The organism is Hymenobacter sp. UYCo722, from assembly GCF_040547115.1.
In the GTDB taxonomy this organism is placed as follows: domain Bacteria; phylum Bacteroidota; class Bacteroidia; order Cytophagales; family Hymenobacteraceae; genus Hymenobacter.
The window spans coordinates 112,113-138,170 of sequence record NZ_JBEPPC010000006.1 but is presented as its reverse complement, the minus strand read 5'-3'; the positions used below and the strand labels follow the sequence as shown (position 1 = coordinate 138,170).

22 protein-coding genes are annotated in these 26,058 nt (G+C 58.0%); 12 read left to right on the top strand and 10 right to left on the bottom strand.

Annotated features, from left to right (window positions below; all coding sequences use genetic code 11):
* Nucleotides 1–34 precede the first annotated feature (34 nt).
* Nucleotides 35–1,363, top strand: a complete 1,329-nt coding sequence (gene der, locus ABIB44_RS14905) for a ribosome biogenesis GTPase Der (protein ID WP_354585445.1) — start codon at nucleotides 35–37, stop codon at nucleotides 1,361–1,363.
* 293 nt (nucleotides 1,364–1,656) lie between these two features.
* The gene (locus ABIB44_RS14900; protein WP_354585444.1) at nucleotides 1,657–1,905 is read left to right on the top strand and encodes a hypothetical protein; all 249 of its coding nucleotides are present in this window, start codon (nucleotides 1,657–1,659) and stop codon (nucleotides 1,903–1,905) included.
* Nucleotides 1,906–1,992: 87 nt separating this feature from the next.
* Here ABIB44_RS14900 and ABIB44_RS14895 read toward each other — a convergent pair whose 3' ends face one another.
* The 4 genes from ABIB44_RS14895 to ABIB44_RS14880 all read right to left on the bottom strand — a co-directional run bounded on the left by ABIB44_RS14895 (nucleotide 1,993) and on the right by ABIB44_RS14880 (nucleotide 5,094).
* The gene (locus ABIB44_RS14895; RefSeq protein ID WP_354585443.1) at nucleotides 1,993–2,577 is read right to left on the bottom strand and encodes a hypothetical protein; all 585 of its coding nucleotides are present in this window, start codon (nucleotides 2,575–2,577) and stop codon (nucleotides 1,993–1,995) included.
* Between the two features lie 108 nt (nucleotides 2,578–2,685).
* A complete protein-coding gene (gene murQ / locus ABIB44_RS14890; protein WP_354585580.1) occupies nucleotides 2,686–3,483 on the bottom strand; it encodes an N-acetylmuramic acid 6-phosphate etherase in 798 nt (265 codons plus the stop codon).
* A gap of 75 nt (nucleotides 3,484–3,558) precedes the next feature.
* Nucleotides 3,559–3,828, bottom strand: a complete 270-nt coding sequence (locus ABIB44_RS14885; RefSeq protein ID WP_354585442.1) for a cytochrome b5 domain-containing protein — start codon at nucleotides 3,826–3,828, stop codon at nucleotides 3,559–3,561.
* Between the two features lie 108 nt (nucleotides 3,829–3,936).
* On the bottom strand, nucleotides 3,937–5,094 hold the full coding sequence (locus ABIB44_RS14880) for a formimidoylglutamase (protein ID WP_354585441.1): 1,158 nt from the start codon (nucleotides 5,092–5,094) through the stop codon (nucleotides 3,937–3,939).
* Between the two features lie 200 nt (nucleotides 5,095–5,294).
* Between ABIB44_RS14880 and ABIB44_RS14875 the strand changes: the two genes are divergently transcribed.
* The 5 genes from ABIB44_RS14875 (at nucleotide 5,295) to ABIB44_RS14855 (ending at nucleotide 13,648) form a co-directional block, all read left to right on the top strand.
* Nucleotides 5,295–7,094, top strand: coding sequence for an AMP-dependent synthetase/ligase (locus ABIB44_RS14875; protein WP_354585440.1), 1,800 nt, complete (start codon nucleotides 5,295–5,297; stop codon nucleotides 7,092–7,094).
* A gap of 135 nt (nucleotides 7,095–7,229) precedes the next feature.
* Complete coding sequence (locus ABIB44_RS14870) at nucleotides 7,230–7,715, top strand: MarR family winged helix-turn-helix transcriptional regulator (protein ID WP_354585439.1); 486 nt, start codon at nucleotides 7,230–7,232, stop codon at nucleotides 7,713–7,715.
* Nucleotides 7,716–7,847: 132 nt separating this feature from the next.
* On the top strand, nucleotides 7,848–10,256 hold the full coding sequence (locus ABIB44_RS14865) for a 3-hydroxyacyl-CoA dehydrogenase/enoyl-CoA hydratase family protein (RefSeq protein ID WP_354585438.1): 2,409 nt from the start codon (nucleotides 7,848–7,850) through the stop codon (nucleotides 10,254–10,256).
* A gap of 122 nt (nucleotides 10,257–10,378) precedes the next feature.
* A complete protein-coding gene (locus ABIB44_RS14860; RefSeq protein WP_354585437.1) occupies nucleotides 10,379–11,563 on the top strand; it encodes an acetyl-CoA C-acyltransferase in 1,185 nt (394 codons plus the stop codon).
* Nucleotides 11,564–11,857: 294 nt separating this feature from the next.
* Nucleotides 11,858–13,648, top strand: coding sequence for an acyl-CoA dehydrogenase FadE (locus ABIB44_RS14855; RefSeq protein ID WP_354585436.1), 1,791 nt, complete (start codon nucleotides 11,858–11,860; stop codon nucleotides 13,646–13,648).
* A 121-nt stretch (nucleotides 13,649–13,769) separates the two neighbouring features.
* Here the strand turns inward: ABIB44_RS14855 and ABIB44_RS14850 are convergent, their stop codons facing one another.
* Nucleotides 13,770–15,242 (bottom strand): hypothetical protein, encoded by a 1,473-nt coding sequence (locus ABIB44_RS14850; RefSeq protein WP_354585435.1) that lies wholly within the window; start codon nucleotides 15,240–15,242, stop codon nucleotides 13,770–13,772.
* A gap of 333 nt (nucleotides 15,243–15,575) precedes the next feature.
* Between ABIB44_RS14850 and ABIB44_RS14845 the strand changes: the two genes are divergently transcribed.
* On the top strand, nucleotides 15,576–15,800 hold the full coding sequence (locus ABIB44_RS14845) for a hypothetical protein (protein ID WP_354585434.1): 225 nt from the start codon (nucleotides 15,576–15,578) through the stop codon (nucleotides 15,798–15,800).
* Between the two features lie 67 nt (nucleotides 15,801–15,867).
* Here the strand turns inward: ABIB44_RS14845 and recG are convergent, their stop codons facing one another.
* The 4 genes from recG to mutY form a co-directional block, all read right to left on the bottom strand.
* On the bottom strand, nucleotides 15,868–17,964 hold the full coding sequence (gene recG, locus ABIB44_RS14840; protein WP_354585433.1) for an ATP-dependent DNA helicase RecG: 2,097 nt from the start codon (nucleotides 17,962–17,964) through the stop codon (nucleotides 15,868–15,870).
* 123 nt (nucleotides 17,965–18,087) lie between these two features.
* A complete protein-coding gene (gene gldD / locus ABIB44_RS14835; protein ID WP_502916497.1) occupies nucleotides 18,088–18,672 on the bottom strand; it encodes a gliding motility lipoprotein GldD in 585 nt (194 codons plus the stop codon).
* 245 nt (nucleotides 18,673–18,917) lie between these two features.
* A complete protein-coding gene (locus ABIB44_RS14830; RefSeq protein ID WP_354585431.1) occupies nucleotides 18,918–19,346 on the bottom strand; it encodes a single-stranded DNA-binding protein in 429 nt (142 codons plus the stop codon).
* A gap of 141 nt (nucleotides 19,347–19,487) precedes the next feature.
* On the bottom strand, nucleotides 19,488–20,570 hold the full coding sequence (mutY, locus tag ABIB44_RS14825; RefSeq protein ID WP_354585430.1) for an A/G-specific adenine glycosylase: 1,083 nt from the start codon (nucleotides 20,568–20,570) through the stop codon (nucleotides 19,488–19,490).
* 154 nt (nucleotides 20,571–20,724) lie between these two features.
* Here mutY and ABIB44_RS14820 point away from each other — a divergent pair, with 154 nt between their 5' ends.
* The 3 genes from ABIB44_RS14820 to ABIB44_RS14810 all read left to right on the top strand — a co-directional run bounded on the left by ABIB44_RS14820 (nucleotide 20,725) and on the right by ABIB44_RS14810 (nucleotide 24,165).
* Nucleotides 20,725–21,069 carry an HU family DNA-binding protein gene (locus ABIB44_RS14820; RefSeq protein WP_486326994.1) on the top strand — a complete coding sequence of 115 codons (345 nt, stop codon included), beginning with the start codon at nucleotides 20,725–20,727 and terminating at the stop codon, nucleotides 21,067–21,069.
* Nucleotides 21,070–21,219: 150 nt separating this feature from the next.
* Nucleotides 21,220–22,143 carry a tetratricopeptide repeat protein gene (locus ABIB44_RS14815; RefSeq protein ID WP_354585429.1) on the top strand — a complete coding sequence of 308 codons (924 nt, stop codon included), beginning with the start codon at nucleotides 21,220–21,222 and terminating at the stop codon, nucleotides 22,141–22,143.
* Nucleotides 22,144–22,557: 414 nt separating this feature from the next.
* Complete coding sequence (locus ABIB44_RS14810; RefSeq protein ID WP_354585428.1) at nucleotides 22,558–24,165, top strand: Rne/Rng family ribonuclease; 1,608 nt, start codon at nucleotides 22,558–22,560, stop codon at nucleotides 24,163–24,165.
* A 92-nt stretch (nucleotides 24,166–24,257) separates the two neighbouring features.
* On the opposite strand, the gene ABIB44_RS14805 is transcribed toward ABIB44_RS14810, so the two are convergent.
* Nucleotides 24,258–24,950 (bottom strand): porin family protein, encoded by a 693-nt coding sequence (locus tag ABIB44_RS14805; RefSeq protein ID WP_354585427.1) that lies wholly within the window; start codon nucleotides 24,948–24,950, stop codon nucleotides 24,258–24,260.
* Nucleotides 24,951–25,031: 81 nt separating this feature from the next.
* On the opposite strand from ABIB44_RS14805, the gene ABIB44_RS14800 reads away from it, so the two are divergent.
* A complete protein-coding gene (locus ABIB44_RS14800) occupies nucleotides 25,032–26,054 on the top strand; it encodes a gliding motility protein GldB-related protein (protein WP_354585426.1) in 1,023 nt (340 codons plus the stop codon).
* Nucleotides 26,055–26,058 lie beyond the last annotated feature (4 nt).

Genomic DNA, 26,058 nt, shown 5'->3' with positions numbered 1-26,058 from the left:
TCTAGGTCGGGTCGGCGGCTGGGGCCAACATATCATGTCAAAGCAAAACACGGTCGCCATTGTAGGGCGGCCCAACGTGGGCAAATCCACGCTTTTCAACCGCCTCGTGGGCCAGCGCAAGGCCATCATGGACAACGAGAGCGGCGTCACCCGCGACCGCCACTACGGCTACGGCGACTGGATTGGCAAGAACTTCACCGTGATTGACACGGGGGGCTACGTCCACAATTCGGAAGATATTTTCGAGGGCGAAATCAACAAGCAGGTGAAGCTCGCCATTGAGGAGGCCGACGTGGTGCTCTTCATGGTAGATGCTGAAGCCGGCGTGCACGGCCTCGACGAGGAGTTTGCGCACGTGCTGCGCCGTTACATCGGCAAAAAGCCCATCTACCTGGTGGCCAACAAGGCCGATACCAACGTGCGCGCCAACGGCGTGGGTGAGTTTTACTCGCTGGGCCTAGGCGACGGCGAAATTTACGCCGTGAGCAGCGCTAATGGCCACGGCACCGGCGAATTGCTGGACGCCGTGGTGGCCAATTTCGACGACCCGGGCGAGGAAGAGCCGGAGTCGGAAATCCCGCGCATTGCCGTGGTAGGCCGCCCCAACGTGGGCAAATCCAGCCTCGTGAACCTGCTGCTGGGCGAAGACCGCAGCATCGTGACCGAAATCGCCGGCACCACCCGCGATTCAATTTCGGCCCGCTACAATGCCTTTGGTAAGGAGTTCATCCTGGTCGATACGGCCGGCCTGCGCCGCAAGGCCAAGGTGAGCGAGGACGTGGAATTCTACGCCAACATGCGCAGCCTGCGCGCCTTGGAAGAGTGTGACGTGTGCATCGTGATGCTCGACGCCAGCCGCGGCATCGAAGCGCAGGACGTGAACATCATTACCCTGGCCGACAAAAACCGCAAAGGCATCGTTATTCTGGTGAATAAGTGGGACTTGGTGGAGAACAAGGAAACCAATACGTCCAAGGATTTCGAGGCAAAAATTCTGGAGAAGATTGCGCCTATCGCCTACATCCCCGTCGTTTTCATCTCGGTGCTGAATAAGCAGCGCGTGCACAAGGCCATCGAAACGGCCATCGAAGTATACCACAACAAGCGCCGCAAAATCCCAACCTCGCAGCTGAACGACATCATGCTGAAGGAGATTGAGAAGTACGGCCCGCCCGCCCTCAAAGGCAAGATGATTCGCATTAAGTACGTGACGCAGCTGCCCACGCACAACCCTGTGTTCGCCTTCTTTGCCAACCTGCCGCAGTACGTGCAAACCAACTACACGCGCTACCTCGAAAACCGGATGCGTGAGCATTTCGACTTCACGGGCGTGCCCATCGGCATTCTGTTCCGCAAGAAGTAAGCGGCGAACGAAGTGGGAGTAGTAGAACGTCATGCTGAACGCAGTGAAGCATCTCTACCGAGAGACTAAAGCTGATTACTTGCACCGTAGAGGTACGCCACTGCGTTCAGCATGGCTTTCGGCATGCATTCCCGCCAAGCTCGCTCCGCCAGTTCATAAATACTTCACAAAAAATTTCGCTTCGACGGGTTACCTCTAGTCGGAAGAAGTATAAAGCCCCGAATTTGCCACCTTGCTTTTAGCAAAGTAGCAGTTCATCAACTCAGAACCCACATTTTAACACAACCCCCAAGATGAAAAAAGTATTGTTCCTCGCCCTGGCCCTCGGTTCGTTCACCTTCTCGTCGTGCGACAGCAAGAAAGAAGATGCTCAAGAGCAAGTTGGCGAAAACGTGAAAGACGCCGGCGAAGCCAAGGCTGATGCCATGGAAGAGAAGGCTGACATGGTACGTGACTCGGCTGATGCCAAAGGCGAAGCCATTCAGGACAACGCTGACAAAATGGACCCAGCTGGTACCACCACGACCGAGGTTAAGAAGTAATTCTAGCCGCTTCGTGCAACAAAAAAGCCTCTCCGGCAACGGAGAGGCTTTTTTGCGTTTGTAAGTGTTTGAATTTGACTGCTTGCGCTACAGTTCGGTTTCGGGCAGCCCCAGCCGTCGGCTTAGCAGGTTGTCTACCACCTCAAACAGGCGGCGCGGCTCGTAGGTGCGCCAGGGTAGGTCGTCGAGCTGGCCACCAAAATTGAGGTAGTTGTCCACGTTGTACTGCTTCATTTCGCGCAGCACGTGCTCCTGAAAATTGATGCCGGCAATCCAGCCATCTTCCACATCCTGGTACCACTCTTCGTAGTAGTCGTCATCGGAACCGTGGAAGTTGAACACGTTTTCGCCAATGAGGATAAACTTGCGAATACCCTCGTGCACCAGAACATCGATGATGTTCCGCTTGAGCTCCATGATGTCGTTTTCGATGGCATCGTTCCACTCGCCAATAAATTCGAGCACGGCCATGCCGTCGTCGTAATCGGCGTAGAGGATTTTGAAAAAGAGCGTTTCGGAGCCCAGGCTGTCCCACTGCGGATGGATGTAGTAGCCGTAAATGGTATTGGTGTAGGCTTCGAGGCTGTTTTCGGCTCCGAATAGCGGCGAGCGCGGGTCTTCGGAGGCCGAATATTGCTCAATCCAGTTGTAGTGGGGCTCGATGGTGTGCATGGGGTATTTGGCGGCACACGCTGGGGCCGGTGCGTTGCTAGAAACGCCAAAAAGCCTGAATCGTTCGCTGAAAAAAATAAGCCCGTGAGGGACAAGCCGAAGCAGATTTTATGCCCGGGCATTCAGCGCCGCCCGCACACTGCCGTGCTGCTTGAGCAACTGGGCCGCCTCGGCTTGCGCAATGCCGAGCTCATCCATCAGCATGCGTTCGCCGCGGTCTACCAGCTTCACGTTGGAGAGCTTCATGTCGACCATCTTGTTGCCGCGCACGTAGCCCAGCCGCACGAAAGTGGCCGTCGTAAGCATATTAAGCACCATTTTCTGGGCCGACCCCGCTTTAAGGCGCGTGCTGCCCGTGATGAACTCCGGCCCCGTCACCACTTCTACCGGGAACTCAGCCGCCGCTGCCACGGCCGAGCCGGCGTTGCAGACCACGCAACCAGTGGCCAGGCCAGCCGCCCGCGCCCGCTGCAGCCCGCCAATGACGTAGGGCGTGCGGCCCGAAGCGGCAATGCCCACCAGCACGTCTTTCGCGTTGATGTGATGGGTTTGCAGGTCCTTCCAGGCCTGTTCGGCATCGTCTTCGGCGCCTTCCACGGCTACGCGAATGGCCCCGTCGCCACCGGCCATGATGCCTACCACCAGTTCGGCCGGCACGCCGAACGTGGGCGGGCACTCCGAGGCATCGACCACGCCCAGCCGTCCGCTGGTGCCCGCCCCGATGTAGAACAAGCGCCCGCCGTTGCGTAGCCGGGCTACCGTCGCCTCTACCAGTGCCTCAATCTGCGGCAGGGCTTTCGCTACCGTTTCGGGCACGGTGTGGTCGAGCTGGTTCATCCCGGCCAGCAGCTCGGTCGTGGAGAGCGTTTCGAGGTCGTTAAATTCGGAGGGCGCTTCGGTGGTCATCATAGAAGTGTGGAACAGACTTTTGCTTGTTCAGGAATATTTTTTCGCGCCGACAGAAACAAGGGAAAGCCTATCCTAAAGCAGCTGGCCGACTACGGGAAAATTATCGAATACGTTGGCCGTGTGCGGGGCGTCTTTATCCAGCTCGGCAGTTAGGTCCTGGCCCGCCCAGTGCTCGTAGTGGTTGCCGCGCCGCCAGAGCCGCGAGCGGCTTACATCGTAAATCTGGCCCTGATACGCTACCCAAATTTCGTCGCGGTCCTGGCCGTTGCGCAGCGCGAGCTGGTTTTTGGTGTAAGTTTTCAGTTCGGCGGTTTGGTCGGCCATGCTAATAAAGGACGTCATGCTGAGCTTGTCGAAGCATCTCTACCGCTTCGTTAAGTCGATTGAATTACTGTTGCGGTAGAGATGCTTCGGCTGCGCTCAGCATGACCGTTCTGTTTTCATGTCTAACTAACTCAGCAGCGCCTGCAGCCGAATCCAGCGTTGCGGCAAGTCGCCCTGCGAGGCGTTCAGGTAATCCTCGTACGTGCAGGGCACCACGCGCTTGGTGGCGTTGTCGCCGAGGCGCTCCACTTCCATCCACCACTTTTCGGCGCGGCGCGACTTGTAGAACACCAGCTTGTCGGGGTTGCCGGGCAGCACCACGGTATAGGTGAGGAAGCGGAAAGTGCCGAAACCCGTTTCGGGGCGGCGATGGTAGAAGCCTTCCACAAAATACCAGAGCATGGTGGCGATGGTGGCGGCGGCCAGGCCGTTGGGGTCCACGTCGGCGCGGTAGCCGTAGAGGCCGAAGGAACTGAGCTGCTCGTTGTGGCCGGCGTACCAGCACAGCTGGGTCGCTTCCTCGTTGCCCAGGCCAAAAGGGTTGGCGGGGTAGTAGCCCGGCGAATCCTGCCAGCGGATGGCGGCAATGTCCACGCTCATAAAGTCGGCCTGGCGCACCAGCGGCTCGGCCAGGCGGCGGTCGGCGCGCACCTCGCCCACGCTCATGGTGTCGAAATGCAGCTTTTCGAGGGCCACCATCACCTCGGGCGGGGTGAGGTACTGCTGGTGGCCGAGGTGGGCCAGGCTGAACACGATGTTGGGCTCGTGCACCAGCAGGCGGCGCAGGTGGCTTTCTTCGGGCGGCGTGCTGGGGCCGGGTTCGGCCATGTCGGGCCGCGAGTCCACTACCGTCACGTTGATGGTGCGGTTCTGCACCTCGTAGGCCAGAAACTGGCCGTAGTCCAAATCGTGGCTGCCGCCGAGCAGAATGGGCACCGTATTCTCTTCTAGCAGCGCCCCGATGATTTCGCGCAGGCGCTGGTAAGTATCCTCCAAAGTCAGGCCGGGGCGCAGGTTGCCCAGGTCGACCAAACGCAGCAGGCCCGAGCCTTTTTGCAGCTGATAGAAGCGCTGGCGTACCTCATTGGGGCCGTGGCGGCGGGCGTTGGGCGGCCCGGCCGCGCTGCCGCGCCACTCGTCGAGCCCGATGAGGGCCAGGTCGGCAGTGCGCCAGTCGGGGAAGGTTTCGGTGAAGCGGGTGGCGTAGGCGGCCAGCGTGGTCGGCGCGGGCGCGGCCTCGGTCAGCGTTTCCGGCAGCGGGTCAAAAAACAGGGCCAGATTCATTGGGAGCGGGAATGCACGGGCCCCAAAATTACACCGAAAAAAGCCGGGTTTTGGGGCTTTTTGAGCGTTTTTACTGCTCGCTTGGTTTTCCTTCGTAATCTGCCCGTTACGACCGGGTTTGTATCGGCCGGGGTGTAGCTCCAAAAAAAGCGCTTTATTTAAGCTGAATTTCACGCCATCCGCCTTATTTGACCCCACCCATGGACGTTCGTCGCGCCTTTGATATCCTAGCCCACCAAATTGCCGAGTCGCCAAAATCCGACGCGCTGGCCTCTAAAATTGACGGTAAATGGGTGCCCATCAGCAGCCAGCAAATCCAGGACCAGGCCAATTTGGTGTCGCTTGGCCTCGTGTCGCTCGGGCTCAAGCACGGCGATAAGGTGGCCATTATCAGTATGAACCGTCCCGAATGGATGCTGGCCGACTTTGGCATCTCGCAAATTGGGGCCACTAGCGTGCCGATGTACCCGAGCATCACCGTAGAGGACTACAAGTACATTTTCACCGATGCCGGTGTACGCGCCGTGTTCGTGTCCGACAAAAAGCTGTTCGATAAAGTGCACGAAGCCATCGCCGGCCTCGATATCCCCGCCGACAACATCTTCACCTTCGATAAAATTGAAGGAGCCCGCCATTTCAGCGAGCTGCTGGAAATCGGTAAAAAAGGCAACGTCGCCGACCTAGAGCCCCTGAAAGCCGCCGTCGAACCCGACGACCTGCTCACGCTCATCTACACAAGTGGCACCACCGGCCAGCCCAAGGGCGTGATGCTCACGCACGACAACATCCTGAGCAACTGCCGCAACTCGCAGCGCTTCGTGCCCGTCACGCAAAACGACAAGGCGCTGAGCTTCCTGCCGCTCTGCCACATTTTCGAGCGCATGGTGACCTACCTGTACATGATAAACGGGGTGAGCATCTACTACGCCGAAAACATGGACGTTATCGCCGATAACCTGCGCGAGGTGAAGCCCGAAATCTTCACCACCGTGCCCCGCCTGCTCGAAAAAGTATACGATAAGATTGTAGCCAAGGGCCACGAACTCGAAGGCGTGAAGAAAAGCCTGTTCTTCTGGGCCCTCGATTTGGGCCTGAAGTACGACACTCAGAAAGACCAGGGCTTCATCTACAATACCCAGCTGGCACTGGCCAACAAGCTCATCTTCAACAAGTGGCGTGAGGCGCTGGGTGGTAACCTGCGCTGCATCGTGAGCGGCGGCGGGGCGCTGCAGCCGCGCCTGGCCCGCGTGTTCTGGGCCGCCGGCATCCACGTAATGGAAGGCTACGGCCTCACCGAAACCTCGCCCGTAATTGCCGTGGGCGGCTACGAGCCCGAGAATAACATGATTGGGGCCGTGGGTCCGCTCATCGACAACATGCAGGTGAAAATTGCGGCCGACGGCGAGATTCTGACCAAGTCGGCTTCGGTCATGAAGGGCTACTACAATCAGCCCGAGCTCACAGCCAAAGAATTTGACGAGGAAGGCTGGTTCCACACCGGCGACATTGGTGAGCTGGTGAACGGTAAGTTCCTGAAAATCACGGACCGTAAGAAGGAGATGTTCAAAACCTCGGGCGGCAAGTACATCGCCCCGCAGGTCATCGAAGGCAAGCTGAAGGAGGACCCGCTCATCGAGCAGGCCATGGTGGTGGGGGCCGACCAGAAGTTCGCCGCCGCGCTGGTTATCCCTTCCTTCTCCGACCTCAAAGGCTGGTGCAAGCGCAATGGCGTGCCCGAGGCTTCGAACGAGGAACTGGTGAAAAACCCTAAAATCGTGGACCTCTACGAGGGTCTGGTGAAGAAATACAACCAGAGCTTTGCGCAGTGGGAGCAGGTAAAGAAAATAACCATCCTGCCCGAGCTGTGGACCGTGGAAAGCGGCGAGATGACGCCCACCATGAAGGTGAAGCGCAAGGTGATTACCGAGAACAACAAGGACCTGATTACGGGCATGTACGAGCGGGCCGATAAAGAGCCGCACGAGCGCACGGCCCACTAAGCAAGTAGTAGCGCGGACGTTTGGTCGGCGGGTGAAACAAATCATCCGCTGACCAAACGTCCGCGCTGCTTTTTTGACAACTGTTATGCAAGCCTACTATTTTTTGCGTAAGTTTACCGCACTATCAGCCCGCCCATGAAACCCGAAGAAACCGTTGATTATAATATAAAAGTGGCTTGGCACGCGATTTCGCGGATGTATAACACCCAAGCTGCCCAGAACGACATCACCACGAGCATTGGCTTCGTGCTGCTGAACATTGACCAGGAGCGCGGCACGCCGGCCACCAAAATTGCTCCGCTACTGGGCCTCGAAACTCGCAGCCTTACCCGCATCCTGCGCAGCATGGAGGAAAAAGGGCTGATTTATAAGCAGGCCGACTCGGTGGATAAACGCTCGGTTCGCATCTTCCTCACCGTACTGGGGCTGGAAAAAAAGGAAGTTTCGCGCCAGACCGTGCGCCACTTTAACCTGAAAATCCGTGAGAAAATCTCGCAGAGCCAACTGGATACGTTCTTCAAAGTAGCGGCCCAGATTACAGGCATGATTGAGGGAAAAACTCTTTTCGAGGATTTCGTGCTCCGCTCGCTGACGGCCGAGATGTCGGCCGCCGAGCGGTAGCCTAACGCGTTGTCGTGCTGGCGTAGGCAGCAGCTTATCACGGCTGCTTTTGTCAGAATTCGTTCATTTACCCATTGCGAGGCGAGCGTGATAAGGTCCTTCGCAAGCTCAGGATGACAGTTTAAAATCACTATGAATCGAACCATCAAGAAAGTTGCCGTGCTCGGCTCCGGCGTCATGGGCTCGCGCATTGCCTGCCACTTCGCCAACATTGGCGTGCAGGTGCTGCTGCTCGACATTGCCCCCAAAGAGCTGCTGCCCGACGAGGAGAAGAAGGGCCTCAAGCTCGACGCGCCGGCGGTAAAGAACCGTATTGTGAATGCTGCGCTGCAGGCTGCAATCGTTGCTAATCCTTCGCCGCTCTACCGCAAGGCCGACGCCAGCCGCATCAAAACCGGCAACTTCGACGATAACCTGAAGGAAATCGCCACTTGCGACTGGACGATTGAGGTAGTTATCGAGCGCCTCGACATCAAAAAGGGCCTCTACGAGCGGGTGGAGCAGTTCCGCAAAAAGGGCACGCTGATTACCAGCAATACCAGCGGCATTCCGATTCATCTGCTGGCTGAGGGCCGCTCGGAGGATTTCAAGCAGCACTTCGCCGGCACGCACTTCTTCAACCCGCCGCGCTACCTGAAGCTGCTGGAAATCATCCCGACCCCGGATACCAAGCCGGAGGTACTGGATTACCTGCAGCACTACGGCGACCTGTACCTGGGCAAAACGGTGGTGCTGGCCAAGGATACGCCCGGCTTCATCGCCAACCGCGTGGGCGTTTTCGCCCTGCTCGACGCCATGCAGACCATGCAGAAGCTGGGTCTGACCGTGGAAGAAACCGATAAGCTAACCGGGCCGGTGATTGGCCACGCCAAGTCGGCCACCTTGCGCACTTCCGACGTAGTGGGTTTGGATACGACCATCAACGTGGCCAACGGCCTGGCTCAGGGCCTGCCAGATGACGAGGCTAAGGACGTATTCGTGCTGCCCGATTTCGTGAAGAAAATGGGTGAGAGCAAGTGGTTGGGCGATAAAACCGGCCAGGGCTTCTACAAGAAAGTGAAGGGCGAGGGCGGCAAGTCGGAAATTCACGCGCTGGACCTCGGCACGATGGAATACAAGCCGAGCCAGAAGGTGAAGTTTGCCACGCTGGAGATGACCAAAACCATCGAGAAGCTGGCTGACCGCTTCAAGGTGCTGGTGGCCGGCAAGGACAAAGCGGGCGAGTTTTACCGCCTGAGCTTCGGCAGCCTGTTCGCTTACGTGAGCAACCGCATACCCGAGATTTCGGACGAGCTGTACAAGCTGGACGATGCTCTCCGCGCCGGTTTCGGTTGGGAGATGGGCCCCTTTGAAACCTGGGATGCATTGGGTGTGCAGGCCGGTATCGACTTGGCCAAAGCGGCCGGCCGTACCGTGGCCCCGTGGGTGGAGGAGATGGCCGCTGCCGGCCACACCTCGTTCTATCAGGTGACCGAGGCCGGCGTGCGTCAGTTCTACGACATCGCTTCGAAAGGCTATCAGGCCGTGCCGGGCGTGGAGAATTTCATCATTCTCGACAACCTGCGCGCCAGCGGCAAAGTGCTGTGGAAAAACTCGGGCGCTTCGGTTATCGACCTCGGCGACGGTATTCTGAACGTGGAGTTCCACTCCAAGATGAACTCGCTGGGCCAGGATGTGATTCTGGGCCTGTTGAAAGGGGTGGAGATGGCCGAAGCCGGCTACCGCGGCCTCGTGGTGGGCAACGATGCGCCCAACTTCTCGGCCGGAGCTAACCTGGGCCTCGTGTACATGCAGGCGCTCGACCAGGAATTCGACGAGCTGAACATGATGATTCAGCAGTTTCAGCAGGCCATGATGCGGATGCGCTATAGCAGCATCCCCGTGGTAGGCACCCCGCACGGCCTCACGCTGGGCGGCGGCTGCGAGCTGAACCTGCACTGCGACCGCGTGGTAGCGGCCGCCGAATCCTACATCGGCCTCGTGGAATTCGGCGTGGGCCTGATTCCCGGCGGCGGCGGCACCAAGGAAATGACCCTGCGCACGGCCGCTAAGTACGAAGATGGCGAGCCCGAATTCAACCTGCTGCGCAACACCTACATGACCATTAGCACGGCCAAAGTTTCGACCTCCGCCGCCGAAGCTTTCGACCTGGGCTTCCTGCGTCGGGGCGACGAAGTGGTGCTAAACAGCAACCGCGTGATTGCCCAGGCCAAAGCTGCCGCCATTGATATGGCCGATGCCGGCTACACCCAGCCCATGCAGAAAACCAACGTGAAAGTTCATGGCAAGGGCGCGCTGGCCATGTTCAAAACCGGCGTGTACGCCATGCAGCAGGGCAACTACATCTCGACCCACGACCAGCTCATTGCCGACAAGCTGGCCTACGTGATGTGCGGCGGCGACCTGTCGGCTCCCACCGAAGTGAGCGAGCAGTACTTGCTGGATTTGGAGCGCGACGCCTTCCTCAGTCTCTGCGGTGAGCGCAAGACGCTGGAGCGGATTCAGTCGATTCTGACCACGGGTAAGCCGCTGCGCAACTAACTCAATTTGTCATGCTGACGGAGGAAGCATCTTATCACGGCTGCCTTCATTAGCGTCTTAAACCTCAGTAGCGCAGGCGTGATAAGGTCCTTCGCTGCACTCAGGATGACAATCAAACTAATATGTCGAACACCGCATATATCGTAGCCGGCTACCGCACGGCCGTGGGCAAAGCCCCGCGCGGCACCTTCCGCTTTACCCGGCCCGACGACCTCGCCGCCGCCGTCATCAAGCACCTCGTGGCCCAGGTGCCCGCCCTCGACCCCACGCGGATTGACGACGTCATCGTCGGCAACGCCGTGCCCGAGGCCGAGCAGGGCCTGCAAATGGGCCGCCTGATTTCGCTGCTGGCCCTGCCCATCAACGTGCCCGGCCTCATCGTGAACCGCTATTGCGGCTCCGGCGTCGAGACCATTGCCATGGCCGTGGGTAAAATCTCGGCCGGCATGGCCGACTGCATCATCGCGGGCGGCACCGAGAGCATGAGCATGGTGCCCACCGTGGGCTGGAAAACCGTGCCCAACTACGCGCTGGCCATGAAGCATCCCGACTACTACATGGGCATGGGCCTGACGGCCGAAGCCGTGGCTAACGACTACAAAATCAGCCGTCAGGACCAGGACGAATTCTCCTACAACTCGCACCAGAAGGCCATCAAGGCCATTCAGGCCGGCAAGTTTGCCAAGAGCATCGTGCCCGTGACGGTGGAGGAAACCTACGTGGACGCCGCCACTGGCAAGAAGAAAAACCGCACCTACGTGGTCGATACCGACGAAGGTCCCCGCGCCGACACCTCGGTGGAGGCCCTGGGCCGCCTGCGCCCCGTGTTCGCCGCCAACGGCACCGTCACGGCTGGTAACTCGTCCCAAACCTCCGACGGCGCGGCCTTCGTGCTGGTAATGTCGGAGCGCATGGTGAAGGAATTGAACCTGGAGCCCATCGCCCGTATGGTGAACTACGCTTCCGAGGGCGTCGACCCGCGCATCATGGGCATGGGCCCCATCAAAGCCGTGCCGAAAGTCCTCAAGCAAGCCGGCCTGAAACTCGAAGACATCGACCTGTTCGAGCTGAACGAAGCCTTCGCCTCGCAGTCGCTGGCCGTAGTACGCGAGCTCGGCATCGACCCCGAGAAGCTGAACGTGAACGGCGGCGCCATTGCCCTGGGCCACCCGCTGGGCTGCTCCGGTGCCAAGCTCAGCATCCAACTCTTCGACGAGCTGCGCGAGCGTGGCAAGAAGTATGGCATGGTCACGGCCTGCGTGGGCGGCGGCCAGGGCGTCGCCGGCATCTACGAGCTGCTGAAGTAGCTGCTGCCGAAGATATGGCACATCATGCTGAGCTTGTCGAAGCATCTCTACCGCAGTGGTAATCCTGTCGATTGAATTGCATTGTACGGTAGAGATGCTTCGGCTACGCTCAGCATGACGTTCTGAATTTGAAATCAAAAGAAAACCCCGCTCATCCGGGGTTTTCTTTTCATAAAGTAGTAGGCGTGCCTAACATATTTTTTGTATCTTGCATCACAAATCGGCCGGCTCGCTGTTTCCTCATATAGTAGGCTAGCCTAACACTTTTCAACTCCACACCCCACCCCCAACGTCATGGAAGTAACGCAGCAAGTCCCCCTGAAGGGCGGCGAATTCATTATCAAGCCGACCGATGCCCAGAGCGTCTTCACCCCGGCCGATTTTACCGAGGAGCAGAACATGATGCACCAGACCTGCGTCGACTTCGTGGAAACGGAGGTGACCCCGCTACTGGAGCGCCTCGATAACCACGAGGAGGGCCTCATGCGCGGCCTGATGGAGAAAGCCGGCCAACTCGGTCTGTTCGGCGTGAGTGTGCCCGAGCAGTTTGGTGGTCTCGACATGGACTTCCCTACTGCCCTGCGCGTAACCGAGGGTGTGGGCGGCGGTCACTCGTTCCCCGTATCCTTCGCGGCTCACACCGGCATCGCCCTGTTGCCCATCCTCTACTTCGGCAACGACGAGCAGAAGGCCAAGTACCTGCCCGGCCTCACCGACGGTAGCCTGATGGGCGCTTACTGCCTCACCGAGCCCGGCTCGGGCTCCGACGCGCTAGGGGCTAAAACCAAAGCCGTCCTCAACGCCGAAGGCACGCACTACGTGCTGAACGGCCAGAAAATGTGGATTACCAACGCCGGCTTCGCCGATATTTTCATCGTATTCGCTCAGATTGACGGCGATAAGTTCACCGGCTTCATCGTCGAGAAATCGACTCCCGGCCTGAGCCTCGGCAACGAGGAGCACAAGATGGGGATTAAGGGCAGCAGCACCCGTCAGGTGTTCCTGAGTGATGCGCAGGTACCCAAGGAGAACGTGCTGGGCGAGATTGGCAAAGGCCACCTCATCGCCTTCAACGTGCTGAACATCGGCCGCATCAAGCTGGCCGCCGCCTGCCTGGGTGCCACCAAAGTGGGCGCTACCCAGAGCATTCGCTACGCCAACGAGCGGGTGCAGTTCAAGCTGCCCATCTCGAAGTTCGGGGCCATTCGCTACAAGCTGGCTCAGCAGGCCATCCGCATCTACGCCGTCGAGTCGGCCATTTACCGCGCCGGTATGGACATCTACCGCATGGAGCAGCAACTCATGGCTGAAGGCAAAGGTGCCAACGAGGCGCTGCTGGGCGCTGCCCGCGAGTTTGCCGTGGAGTGCGCCATGCTGAAAGTAGAAGGCTCGGAAGTGCTCGACTACGTGGTGGACGAAGGCGTGCAGATTTTCGGCGGCTACGGCTTCTCGGCCGATTATCCGATGGACCGCGCCTACCGCGATGCCCGCATTAACCGCATTTTCGAAGGCACCAACGAAATCAATCGCCTGCTGGCCGTTGACATGATTCTGAAGAAAGGTCTGAAAGGCGAAATCGACCTGATGGGCCCCGCCCAGGCCGTGCAGCAGGAGCTGCTCAGCATCCCGAGCATGAGCCAGGATGAGGAGACTGGCCTGTTTGCCAAGGAGATGAAAACCCTTGCCAACCTGAAAAAGGCCATCCTGATGGTGGCGGGCTCGGCCGTGCAGAAGTTCACCGCCACCCTCGCCAAGGAGCAGGAGCTGCTGATGAACATCGCCGATATGTCTATTAAGGTCTACATCGCCGAGAGCACCCTGCTCCGCGTAGAGAAGGAAGCCTCCGTTAAAGGCGAAGAAGCCCTGGCCGTGGAAGCCGATATCGCCCGCGTGTACCTGGCCGATGCCGTGGACCTCGTGGAGAAAGCTGCCAAGGACGCCATCGGCAGCATGGCCGAGGGCGACGAGCAGCGCCTGCTACTCATGGGCCTCAAGCGCTTCACCAAAACCGAGCTCATCAACGTGAAGGAGTCGCGCCGCCGCATCGCTGCCAAGCTGATTGAGGCTAACGAGTACGCTCTCTAAATCACCGCTCAGCACGGATTTAACCGGAGTCTACCGGATAGCAAAAGGGCCGCTCCCATTGGGAGCGGCCCTTTTGCTATCCGGTAGACTCCCGCAAAATTGCGTTTCGCGGGATTGTGCCTTACTTCACCACAATCTTATCCAGCTGCAAAGCCGCCGATTTCTTGCTGGGCCGGCTTACGCCGATGATGGTTTTCTCATTCAGCCAAGCCGTGAAATCCTTCACGTAAGCCAGCTGCTGGTCGTCGGCTACGTTCAGCTTCAGGCGCTCAGGGGCGCTGATGACGCCGGTCTGCGCGCTCACGCGGCGCAGGTAGAGGTCCGATTTCTTGTTGATGTTTTCCATGGTAAGCAGTTGCACCGTGCCGCCAAATACTGCCGCCCGGAAACCGATGCCGGTGTAGCTGTCGATGGCCGGAGCCATCTGGTCTTTGGCCACGATGCTGTGCCAGGTGGGCGCACCAAACTCGTTGTAGCCAAACAGGTGCAGCTCGCGGGCGTGCACCGGGGCCTCGCTGCCACCTTCCTCAAAGTGCCGCTCGGCGATGACAACCAGCTGCTTATCGGGCGTGAGGAGCATCTCGGCCAGGTACACGTCGTCGAGGCGCTTGGCGTCGGTGCCGCCGGCTTTGGCTACTTCGGCCAGGTACTCGGGCGTGAAGCGGAACTCGGGCGAAAATTTCATGTCGCCAGTGCCATTGAAGTCGAACTTCACCACTTTCAGGCTGTAGTACTCGCCGGTGGCGTAGTCGGCGCACAGCGCGGCGGCATACAGGCTGCCATCGCCCAGTACCGTGAACTTCGCGTCGCGCACCGTTACGGCCTTGCCGCCGAATACGCCGCCCACCGGCACGCCCAATACCTTAATTTCGGTAGAAGCCCCGGCCGGGTAGCGGCGCACTGTCAGCTTCTTCATGCCCTCGCTGATGAGCGTGACGTACTGCGTGCCGTCGTTAGCCACGTGCACGGCCGGCGAGAAAAAGTCGCCCAACGCCCGGAAATCATAATTTTTGTCTTCGATTTTATTGCCACTTTGGTCGAAGAGGGTGGCGGCTATGCTCTTCACCTGCTGCTCGCGGGTGAAGTAGCGGAAGGCCAGCACCCGCGAGCCGTCGGGCGAGATACTCACGCCGGGCCGACGGTCGCGCGGGGCCACGGCCATCAGCACTTTGGGGGCAGCTTTCTGGCCGCCTTGCAAGCTCACCGGCACCAGGGTTAGGTTCTGGCCATTGTCATCTTTATGGTGCAGCACTACGAGCGCCTGCTGCGTGCCGCGCCCGAAGGCCTCCAGCGTTTCGCCAGGATTAATGGGAATAGTGGTACTCCACTGCTTTTTCAGGTCAACGTCGTAGCGCTCCACCGAGTAGCTGCCCGAACTCTGGTGGGCCAGAATCACGAAGCCCGAGCCATCGGCAAGGGGTAGGGTTTTATGGGGCACGCGCATATCGTAGCGGTCGGTGCCCTGCTCGGGTAAGTAGCTGAACGGAGTCGACTTTATCTTCTGGGCCTGGGAAGGGTCAGGGTCTATTAACCCACTCAGTAAGCTGAGCAGTAGAGCGAAGCGAAGTATAAAATTTTGGCGTTGATAGGTCATGCGAAAGAAAAAATAATGCGATGGGCTCCCCAAAAGTACCTCATTTGGCATTTGCTGCTACTAGTTTGGCCAGATTATGGCTAAGCGCCGCAAGGCTGCTAACAAAAACGTATCCCAACCATAACACTTAAGTGGTCACCTCCGTAAAGCGGAGCCGTTTACTTTGCAAACGATAATTGTGCCCAACCGGGGCCACCCAATAGCGATACAAATTGACTGCCGGTTCATCCCCTCAAATAATGGCTTTGGACGAGCTTATGGGGCTTTTGAACGGTTTTATTAAACAAACTTCCATTGCGTCGTACCTTTGTCGCCGCGATATCTACTATTATTATGAAATCTCTGTTTAAGTTCGCTTTATTATCCGCACTTATTGTCGGTGGCCGATTGGCCAAGCAGCCTGCCCCGGCTGCTATGGCGCAGGCGGCTTCAGTTACTACCAATAACGGTTCGGTAGTACTAGTACATCAGGTGCTCACTTCGGAACCCGTACCCGCTGCCGAAGAGCAAAATCAGCCGCAACATAGTGGCAACGGTCTTATAGCCGAGCTATTTTAATTAGCCTGGAGAACGACTTTTCAGAAGTCGTTTTTTTTGCCCATCCCAAAACGCTTGCGGGACCTATTTAGCTAATCCGGCTCCAGTTCACGGCTGTAGCGGGCAGACTTTCAATGTGGTGGCGAATGGCCGCATTAGTCGGATTGGCTAAGTTCGGGTCGTCGGCCAGAATGGTCTGGGCCGCCGCCCGGCTCTCACTCAGAATACGGCCATCTTTGGCCAGGTCGGCAATCAGTAGGTCGAGCACGCCGCTTTGCTGGGTGCCCATCAGGTCGCCGGGACCACGTAGCTTCAGGTCGATATCGGCAATCTCGAAGCCGTTGTTGGTGCGCACCATTGTTTCAAGGCGGGTGCGGGCATCCTTGCTCAGCTTGAAGCCTGTCATCAGGATACAGTAGCTCTGGTCGGCCCCGCGGCCCACTCGGCCGCGCAGCTGGTGTAGCTGCGAGAGGCCAAACCGCTCGGCCGATTCAATCACCATCACGGAGGCGTTGGGCACGTTCACGCCTACCTCAATCACGGTCGTGGCCACCATAATCTGGGTTTCCTTTTTGATGAAGCGCTGCATCTCGTAGTCCTTCTCTTCGGCCTTCATGCGACCGTGCACGATGCTGATTTGCATCTCAGGAAAGGCCCGGCTCACGCTCTCATAGCCGTCGGTCAGGTCCTTGTAGTCCATCGTCTCCGACTCCTCAATTAGCGGGTACACGATGTACACCTGCCGGCCAATCTTCACCTGCTCCCGAATAAACTCGAACACTTTCAGGCGGTTGGCATCGAAGCGATGCACCGTCACGATGGGTTTGCGGCCGGCCGGTAGCTCGTCAATCACGCTCACATCGAGGTCGCCATACAGCGTCATAGCTAAGGTGCGCGGGATGGGCGTGGCGGTCATCACCAGCACGTGCGGGATGATGTGTGGGTTTTTCTGCCACAGCTTCGAGCGTTGCGCCACCCCGAAGCGGTGCTGCTCGTCCATAATCGTCAGGCCCAGGTTGCGGAACTGTACCACGTCTTCCAGCAGGGCGTGGGTGCCCACCAGCATGTGCAGCGAGCCGTCGCGCAGGGCCTCGTGCAGCACGCGGCGGTCCTTCGTGCGGGTGCTGCCCGTGAGCTTGCCAATGCTGATGCCCAGCTCGTCGGCGTAGGCTTTCAGGCCCACGTAGTGCTGGTCGGCCAGAATCTCGGTGGGAGCCATGATGCAGCTTTGCGCGCCGTTGTCGGCCGCCATCAGCATGGCGATAAAGGCGACGATGGTTTTGCCCGAGCCCACATCGCCCTGTAGCAGCCGGTTCATCTGCCGGCCCGCACAAAAGTCCTTGTAGATGTCGTGGATAACCCGCTTTTGCGCGCCGGTGAGGTCGAAGGGTAGGTGATTCTTGTAAAAGTCAACCAGCGTGGGCACTTCCTTAAAAATTTGTCCGGCCAGCGACACTTTGCGTTGGTCGCGCTGGCGCAGCAGCTTCAGCTGCACGTAAAACAGCTCCTCAAACTTCAGCCGGAACCGGGCGGCGGCCAGTAGCTCGTTGCTCTGCGGGAAGTGAATCTGTTGCATCGCCTGCGCCTTGGGCATCAGCGCATACTGCTCGATGAGGGCCGGCGACAGCGACTCGGTGATGTGCGGCGTGGCCAGCTTCAGCAGCTCGCCCACCATGCGCATAATGGCTTTGCTATCGACGCGGTGGTAGTTCTTGAGCTTCTCTGAGGTGTTGTATACCGGCTGCAGAAAGCTCTGGCCGGGCTTGTTCTCGCTCACTTCCTCCAGCTCGGGGTGGGCCATCTGCGGCCGGCCGTTGAACATCGTTGGCTTACCGAAAACGATGTATTCCTGGTTGTTGCGGGTGTATTGCTGCACCCACTTCACCCCCTTAAACCACACCAATTCCAGCTCGCCGGTGCCGTCACCCACCTTGGCGGTGAGGCGCTGTTTTGGCCCTTCGCCGATTAGCTCTTTGCCGCGCAGCATGCCGCGCACCTGCACGTAGGGCAGGTCGTCGTTCAGGTCGGCCACCTGGTATATCTGCGTCCGGTCGAGGTAGCGAAACGGGTAGCGCTGAATCAGGTCGCCGTAGGTGAACAGGCCCAACTCCTTGCCCAGCAGTTGGGCCCGCTGAGTGCTGCCCACCGCGCGCAGGTGTTCGAGCCGGGTATTGAAGAAACTCATTTAACAATTAACATTTATCATTTAACACGCAGTAATCGTCTGTCAATCAACACACTTGTCCGGCATCAACCCAAGAGGTCGGGAAGGAATGTCAAATGCTGGTTGATAAATGCTAAATGACAGCTATTTGTAACGCAACGTATTTAGCAGATGTATCATATCCGTTTTAACGTACTCAATAACGGGGGCCAGCGAGTCGTTGTCGGTAGCCGTACGGAAGTAGAGTGCCCCCCGGAAAAAGTGCCGGGTGCTATCCGTCGTGTAAAACTGAAACTGGCTGGGAACCTCACCCGATAGCTCGAACACCGAGGCCCGCATGCCACTGGGCGTCTTCAAAATCCGCTCGTCAATGGCCGTGGCCTTAATTTCGTGCTTGCCGGTGAGCTTACGCGCATCCTCCATCATCTTGTTGTAGAGATGACGGTCGCGCTGTACGTCCATGTAGGTAATCTGAACGTTGGCGTGCAGCTTGGGGTAATACACGTTAATCCAGTTCGGTTGAGCCAGGTACGACGAGTCGCGCTTAATCACGGCTTCCTTCGAATATTCGAACGAATATGGCCGGTCGCCCGGCAGCTCCCGGAAGCTATGCGGTGGCAGATTAATGCGGTTGTAGCCCTTGGGCTTAGGCGTGAAGTCGGGAGTCGACGAGCAGCTTGCCAGCAACAACAGGCTCGTTAGCAATGGCAGCAAAGGGAAATATCTCATGTGTAAAGGTGGCACGTCATGCAGAACGTAGCGAAGCATCTTTACCCCGATACTAATCCTTGTGATTGCGTTGAGCGGCAACAATGCTTCGCTACGCTCTACATGACCGTACTATCAAACCAGTTTGTTCTCTCAAAGATAACGGGCTGCACTACGAAAAAAGCCCCGGCACAGTGCCAGGGCTTCGTTGCGATAACCGATTTGGCCAACCGTAGCCAGAAGGCGACGGGCGGGGCCGCCGGCAGTCAGAAAGGGAGCTGGTCGAGCTCCGGTTCCTGCCGAAATGTGTGTTGCGGTTCGGCCACTGCCCCGGCCACCTCAGGCGTATTGCCGGGGCCCTGCGGGCGGCCACCCAGCATCGAAATCTCATCGGCGATGATTTCGGTGATGTAGCGCGTCTGCTGGTCTTTGTCCTGGTACTGGCGGGTACGCAGCTTGCCTTCGATATATACCTGCTGGCCCTTTTTGAGGAATTTATCAGCCATGTCGGCCAGGCCGCGCCAGGCCGAGATGTTGTGCCACTCGGTGCGCTCGACGCGATTGCCCTGCTTGTCCTTGTAGTATTCGTTGGTGGCGAGGGTAAAGTGAGCCACGCTCACACCGCCTTCCAAATGGCGAACTTCGGGGTCCTTTCCCAGATTGCCTACCAAAATCACTTTGTTCACACCGGCCATATTATTGCACGTTAGGAGATACAGAATCGAACAAGCCACCCGGCCTGCTCTTGCTTCAAAGGTAAGAACTTAAAACGAATCAGCAAATTATTTTACTAATAATTTTTGCTCAAAAATCTAAAAATATTGGGAACAAGAAAATCACATGTTCTGCTCAATATAATTAGCAATCAGCTTAGGCTTCGGTAAGGCTTCAATCTCGGCTTCTGTGTAGGCACGCAATCCCAAATCGCGCAGGGTTGCCGCTGGCAGCGTTTGCGCAAGCGGCACTTCGTGAAAGCGCACCTCCAGCTTTTGGTGGCTCAGCACGTGGCGATAGGCGGCGCTAGGCTCGGCAGCTTGGCCAGTGTCGATGGCTGCGCCCAGCGCGTCGAGGTGGCGCGCCAGCTCATCGGCGGGCAGCTCAGCTGCGTCGGTTTCGGCCAGGGCAAAGTCGTAGAGGCCCTGCCAGATGTCTTTTTCGCCCCGTTCGCGCAGATACGTGAGGCTGCCGTGGCGTAGTACGAAGTAATGAAAGAAGCGAGTGCGCGCCTTTTTGGCCTTGCTTTTCACCGGCAGCAGGGCCACCTGCCCGTGCTGAAAGGCCCAGCAGCTTGGCTGCATCGGGCAAAACAGGCAGTCGGGTTTAGCCGGCGTGCACTGAATGGCCCCGAACTCCATGATGGCCTGGTTGAAATCGGCGGGCGCGCTGGCCGGAATGTGCTGGTCGGCCACGGCCTGGAACTCCTTGCGCGAGCTCGGCGCGGCAATGTCGGCGTGCAGGCCGAACAGGCGGGCCAGCACCCGGTACACGTTGCCGTCGAGCACGGCCACGGCCTCATCGAACGCAAACGAGGCAATGGCGGCGGCCGTGTAGGGGCCGATGCCGCGCAGTTTCAGCAGGCCGGCGTAGTTGCTGGGGAAATGGCCGCCCTGTTCTTCGACCACCTGCCGGGCGGTGCGGTGCATGTTGCGAGCCCGCGAGTAGTAGCCCAGGCCCTGCCAGTAGCGCAACACTTCGGCCTCGGGTGCGGCGGCCAGGTCCTGCACCGTGGGGTAGGCGCGCAGGAAGGTTTCGTAGTAAGGAAGGCCCTGCGCCACGCGGGTTTGCTGCAGAATAACTTCGGATAACCAGATGGCGTACGGGTCGCGGGTGTGCCGCCAGGGCAGGTCGCGCCGGTGGCGCGGATACCAGGCCAGCAGCGCCGTGGCCAGAAAGGAAGGATGCGGGGTTTGATTTGCCAAAATTTTGAAAGCGAATAATTTGGGTCAGCCGGTTGTTTCAGAGGGTTGATTGGTAAAACGAAAAAATGGGGTTACCTTTGTGGCCCCAATTCAAGGGCGAACCGCTTACGAGGCAAAGGCTTACGCTGGAATCAGGGACTTTTTTTGCCTGCAACTGTATTTTTTTCAACCACCTAAGTACCATACCAACGTGACGAAAGCTGAGGTAATCGCCGAAATCTCCACGAAGACCGGCATCGAGAAAGCTGATGTATTGATGACTGTTGAAGCCTTCTTCAAAGTCGTGAAAGATTCGATGACCGAGGGCAACAACATTTATGTGCGCGGCTTCGGCTCGTTCGTAAACAAGAAGCGCGCTCGTAAAGTAGCCCGCAACATCTCGAAAAACACGTCGCTCATCATTGAGGAGCACTACATTCCGAGTTTCAAGCCGTCGAAAACCTTCGTGGCCAAGATTAAGAACAGCAAGAAGGTGAAAGCCGTTGCGGCTAAAGCTTAGTTTTAGACAATGGTGAATGGTTAGCGGTTAATGCTAAATGACGGTTGTTGTTTAACTATTGACCACTACCCTCACCAATTAAAATAAGCCGGCCGTGCCGCCGGTGTCTTTCCCGCCAAGGAAAGCCCGGCGGCCGGTTCTTTTTAGCCGATGGCAACTACCAGCTCCGCTCCGCATCAATTGGTTATCGTCGCCGCCGCGCTTGCGCTGGCTGGCGGCTTGTTTATGCTGCCCAAGGGCATCATGAAGCCCAAGGAAAGTAAGTCGGAGTTGAGCAAGGATGCTGCTGCTACCGCTAACCGCGATGGTGGTGGTATGGCCACCAACGGCTCTAAAACCGAGGCTTCTTCGGGCGCGGTACCGGCCACGGCTACCGAGAACAACGGCCCCAATGCCAAGGCCCCGCACACCACGGCTTCGTCTGCCCAGCGGCAGGAGCTGACGAGGTTGCTGGCCGAGTTTAAGGCAGCGCCCAACGCTGCGGCCAAAGCCACGGTGGCCACCACCCTGGCTCGCCGTTACAACAGCGTGGAGCGGTTCGACAGCGCTGGCTACTACCTGGAGCAGGTGGCCCAGGCCCGGCCCAGCGCCCAGAACTGGCAACAAGCGGCTGATGCCTACTTTCAGGCCTTCAGCTTCGCGGCGACCGACGAGCGGGTGAAACTGCTCGGCGGCAAAGCACGGGAGCTGTATACCAAGGTGTTGAAGGAGCAACCCGACAACCTCGATGCTAAAACCAACCTCGGCATGGCCTACATGGCCTCCGAGAACCCCGTGCAAGGCATTTCGATGCTGCGCGAAGTGCTGGAAGCCGACCCCCGCAACGAGAAAGCCCTGTATAACATGGGGATACTCGCGGTGCAAAGCAATCAGTTCGACAAAGCCGTGACGCGTTTCCAGGAATTGGTGAAAGTCAATCCGAAAAATGTGAACGGACAGTTCTACCTCGGCGTAACTTTGGCCCGCACTGGTGCCAAGGAAGAAGCCAAAAAAGCCTTCCTTGTCGCCAAAAGCCTTAGCAACGACCCCGCGCTGGCCGCTTCGGTTGATGAGGAAGTAGCTAAGTTAAAATAGTTGTTAGTTGCTCGTTGCCGGTTATTAGCCATCGGCTGCTACCCAACGAACCTAACAACTGACAACCCGAAACCGACAACTCAAACATCACCAATTTAACCCCCAAGCATCATGCCCTGCGGTAAAAAAAGAAAGCGTCATAAGATTGCCACTCACAAGCGCAAGAAGCGCCTGCGCAAGAATCGCCACAAGAAGAAGTAAGCCTCACGGGGCGTAGCGGCGGCCGGCAGTTTTCCTAACGGGAAGGGAGCCAGCCGTCTATCTCTCACGTAGCCTCCCGGGTGGGGCCGCGCAGATGCTTTTCCCGTGGCTCGCGAGGGAAGCCAGAACCGAAAGGTTCTGGCTTCCCTTTGCCGGTTTCGGGGTAGGCCTTTGGCGGCACTATTGGCAGGTTACCTTAACTAAATCAAGGCTTTGAGTAACGAATTAGTTATTAATTCTACTCAGGAAGGCGAGCGCATTGCGCTGTTGCAAGACAAGCGGCTGATTGAATACCACTTCGACCGCAACGACACCAACTATTCGGTTGGCGACATCTTCCTGGGCACCGTGAAAAAGGTGATGCCCGGCCTGAACGCCGCTTTTGTAGACATTGGCTACGAGAAAGACGCGTTTTTGCATTACGGCGACCTCGGCGAGCAATTCCCTTCTCTTACGAAGTGGGCCCGCACGGTACAGAGTGGCCGGGCGCCCAGCGCCGGGCTGGAAAAATTTACGTTTGAGCCCGTCCTCGACAAAGTGGGGAAGGCGGAAAGCGTGTTCAAGAAAGGGCAGCAAATCGTCGTCCAAATCATCAAGGAGCCGATTTCGACCAAAGGCCCCCGCGTGAGCACCGACATTTCGATGGCCGGGCGCTACCTCGTGCTGATGCCGTTTTCGAACACCATCAGCGTCAGTAAGAAAATTGTGAGTAAGGCGGAGCGCGACCGCCTCAAGCGGCTCATCGCCAGCATCAAGCCCGAAAACTTCGGTGTTATCATCCGCACCGTGGCGGAAGGGCGCGAAGTGGCCGAGCTCGACAAGGACATGCAGGACATGGTGGCGAAGTGGGAGCAACTGTACACCACGCTGCGCACCGCCAAGCCCAACGACAAAGTGCTCGGCGAGCTGGGCCGCACGTCGTCGATGGTACGGGATATGCTGAACGAGTCGTTCGACAGCATTACTGTGGATGCCCCGGCGATGTACGACGAGATGCGGGACTACCTGCAAAAAATAGCGCCGGATAAGCTGGGATTGCTGAAGCTGCACAACTCAAAAATCAAGATTTTCGAGCACATTGGTATTGAGAAGCAGCTGAAAACGCTGTTTGGCAAAACGGTGACCGTGCCCGGCGGCGGCTACCTGGTAATTGAGCATACCGAAGCATTGCACGTTATCGACGTGAACTCGGGCAGCAAGAGCAACCAGGAAAACGACCAGGAAGCCACGGCGTTGATGATTAATATGCTGGCCGCCAAAGAGGTGGCGCGGCAGCTGCGGCTGCGCGACATGGGTGGCATCATCGTGGTTGACTTTATCGATATGCGCTCGGCCGAAAGCCGCAAGAAGGTGGAAGACGCCGTGCGCGACGTGATGAAACTCGACAAGGCGAAATATACCGTGCTGCCCATCACTAAGTTCGGTCTGTTGCAGATTACCCGGCAGCGGGTGCGCCCAGCCGAGAACATCGTGACCGGCGAGGTGTGCCCCACCTGCGGCGGCACGGGCAAGATTTCGGCCTCCATCCAGGTGACGGACGACATCGACAACAGCATCGACGACCTGCTGGTGAACCAGAACCAGTCGGGTATCACGCTATCGGTGCACCCGTTCCTGTACGCGTACTACACTAAAGGCCTGATTTCACGCCAGATGAAGTGGTACCTCAAGTACTACAAGTGGGTGAAAGTGGTGAACGACAGCAGCTTGGGCCTCACCGACTACCGCATCGAAGACGAGCGGGGCGAGGAAATCCAGTTGCGCTCGTCGGCTGCCGCCATGAGCCGCCTGCAGGACCGGGAGGTTGATATTGTGGATTAGCGCTTTGCTATTTCAGTAAATAACCTGCCAACAAAACGCCCCAGCCTCGTGAGAAGCTGGGGCGTTTTATTGGTGGATGGTATCGATACCGACTAGAACTTGATGCCCAAATCGAGGCCGAACGAACTGTTTTTGATAGTCACATCCGAAAACTCACGTTTTCTTTCGAAGTAGTGGTCAATATCCACCAAGCCGCGGTGGTAGCCGAGCCCAGCAAAAAGCTTAGTGCTTTTGCCCAGCGTGTATTCGGCACCAGCCGCAACCAAGGCGTCGGCATCGAAGAAGTAGATGTAATCACTGGCCTTGTTTTCGGTACCGGTGACGGGGTCTTTGTAAAACTTGCTGCCATCGATGCGGGTGCCAATGGGTACATTCAGCGAACCTCCCACTTGGAAGTAAAGGCGCGTGGCCGGGGCAATTTCGTTCGTAAAAAGCTTAACCGAGAGCGGTACTTGTAAGTACTGGGTGCTGATTTTCATCGAGACTGGCACGGGGTTACCGTTGCCGCCGCCGTTGTTCTGGTAATCGGTGTAGCGGATGGTTCCGCCTTTACCAGCCAGCTCCAGGCCAGTGCTGAAAGCATAGTTTTCACCAAAAAAGTAGTCGACTACCAAGCCGCCACTGAAACCGATTTGGCTGCCGTCGCTGACAAAGTTGTTTTTGGAAGTGGATTCGGCCCGCAGGCTGGTGATGGTGGGCGAGACTTTCAGGCCGATTTCGACCTGGGCCGAAGCAGTTCCAGTGGTGGCGACGAGGGCCAGCAGGGCCAGGAATACTTTTTTCATATGAAACGGATAATACAATTGCAGAGTAGAACGACGGAATGCCAGTCGGTTTCGGGCTAATTTTACGCCAAAGTAACGCGTGTGAATACGAATAATTTTGCCTGGCGGCATTGGCTGCCCATCTTTTTAGTCTTCGGCCTGGGCCTGACCGCCTGCAAAAGCGGTCCTGCCGAAGGCTGTCGCCCCGATGCTGCCCAGGATGCAGCCCCTGTGCCCGTGCGACTTCAACATCTGGAGCCGACCTTTTTCCGACTGCACACGCCGGCCGAAGCGGTGCAGTTTATGAACGCGCACCCCATTTTTGCGCGCTACTACCTACAGCGCCAGCCGGCTACCGAGCAGGAGTTGGCCAAAGGACTGGTGCAGCTGGCGACCAACCTGGCGCTCCAGCAGTTGGGCCGGGAAACGGCCGCTGCCTTTCCCGACAGCGCGGGGCTAAAACAGGAGGTGAGCGAGATATTCCGCCGCGTGCATTATTATTTCCCTGATTTTCGGGTGCCAGCCAGTTACACGTATGTGAGTGGCTTCTTGGCCAAGGATATTTATGTGAATGACAGCTTGTTGGTAGTGAGCCTGGATTGGTTTGTGGGCCCCAAGGCCAGCAAGCGGCCCGACCTGCCCCAGTACATGCTGCGGCGCTACACGCCGCGCGGCCTGCCGTCGTTGCTGGCCCAGGACGTGGCCAGCAAATACAACAAGCACGAGCTCACGGCCAACACCATGCTTGATGCTATGGTGCACGCTGGCAAAACGCTCTATTTTGCCAGCCAGATGCTGCCCTGCACCCCCGATTCGGTGCTGCTGGGTTACACAGGCCGCGAAATGCTGGGCCTGCAAGGTAACGAAGCCCGCGTGTGGGGCCATTTTTTAGAGAACAACCTGCTGTATTCAACCACGCCTTTTTTGGTGCAGAAGTACGTGGGCGAGCGGCCCAACGTACCCGAAATCGATAAAACCTGCCCGGGTCGGGTGGGCCAGTGGGTGGGCCTGCAGATTATTCGTAAGTACGTAGCCGAGCACCCCAACGTGACGCTGAGCCGCCTGATGGCCGAAACCAACGCCCAGCGCCTGCTGAACGATTCGCACTATCGACCTAAGAAATAATGAG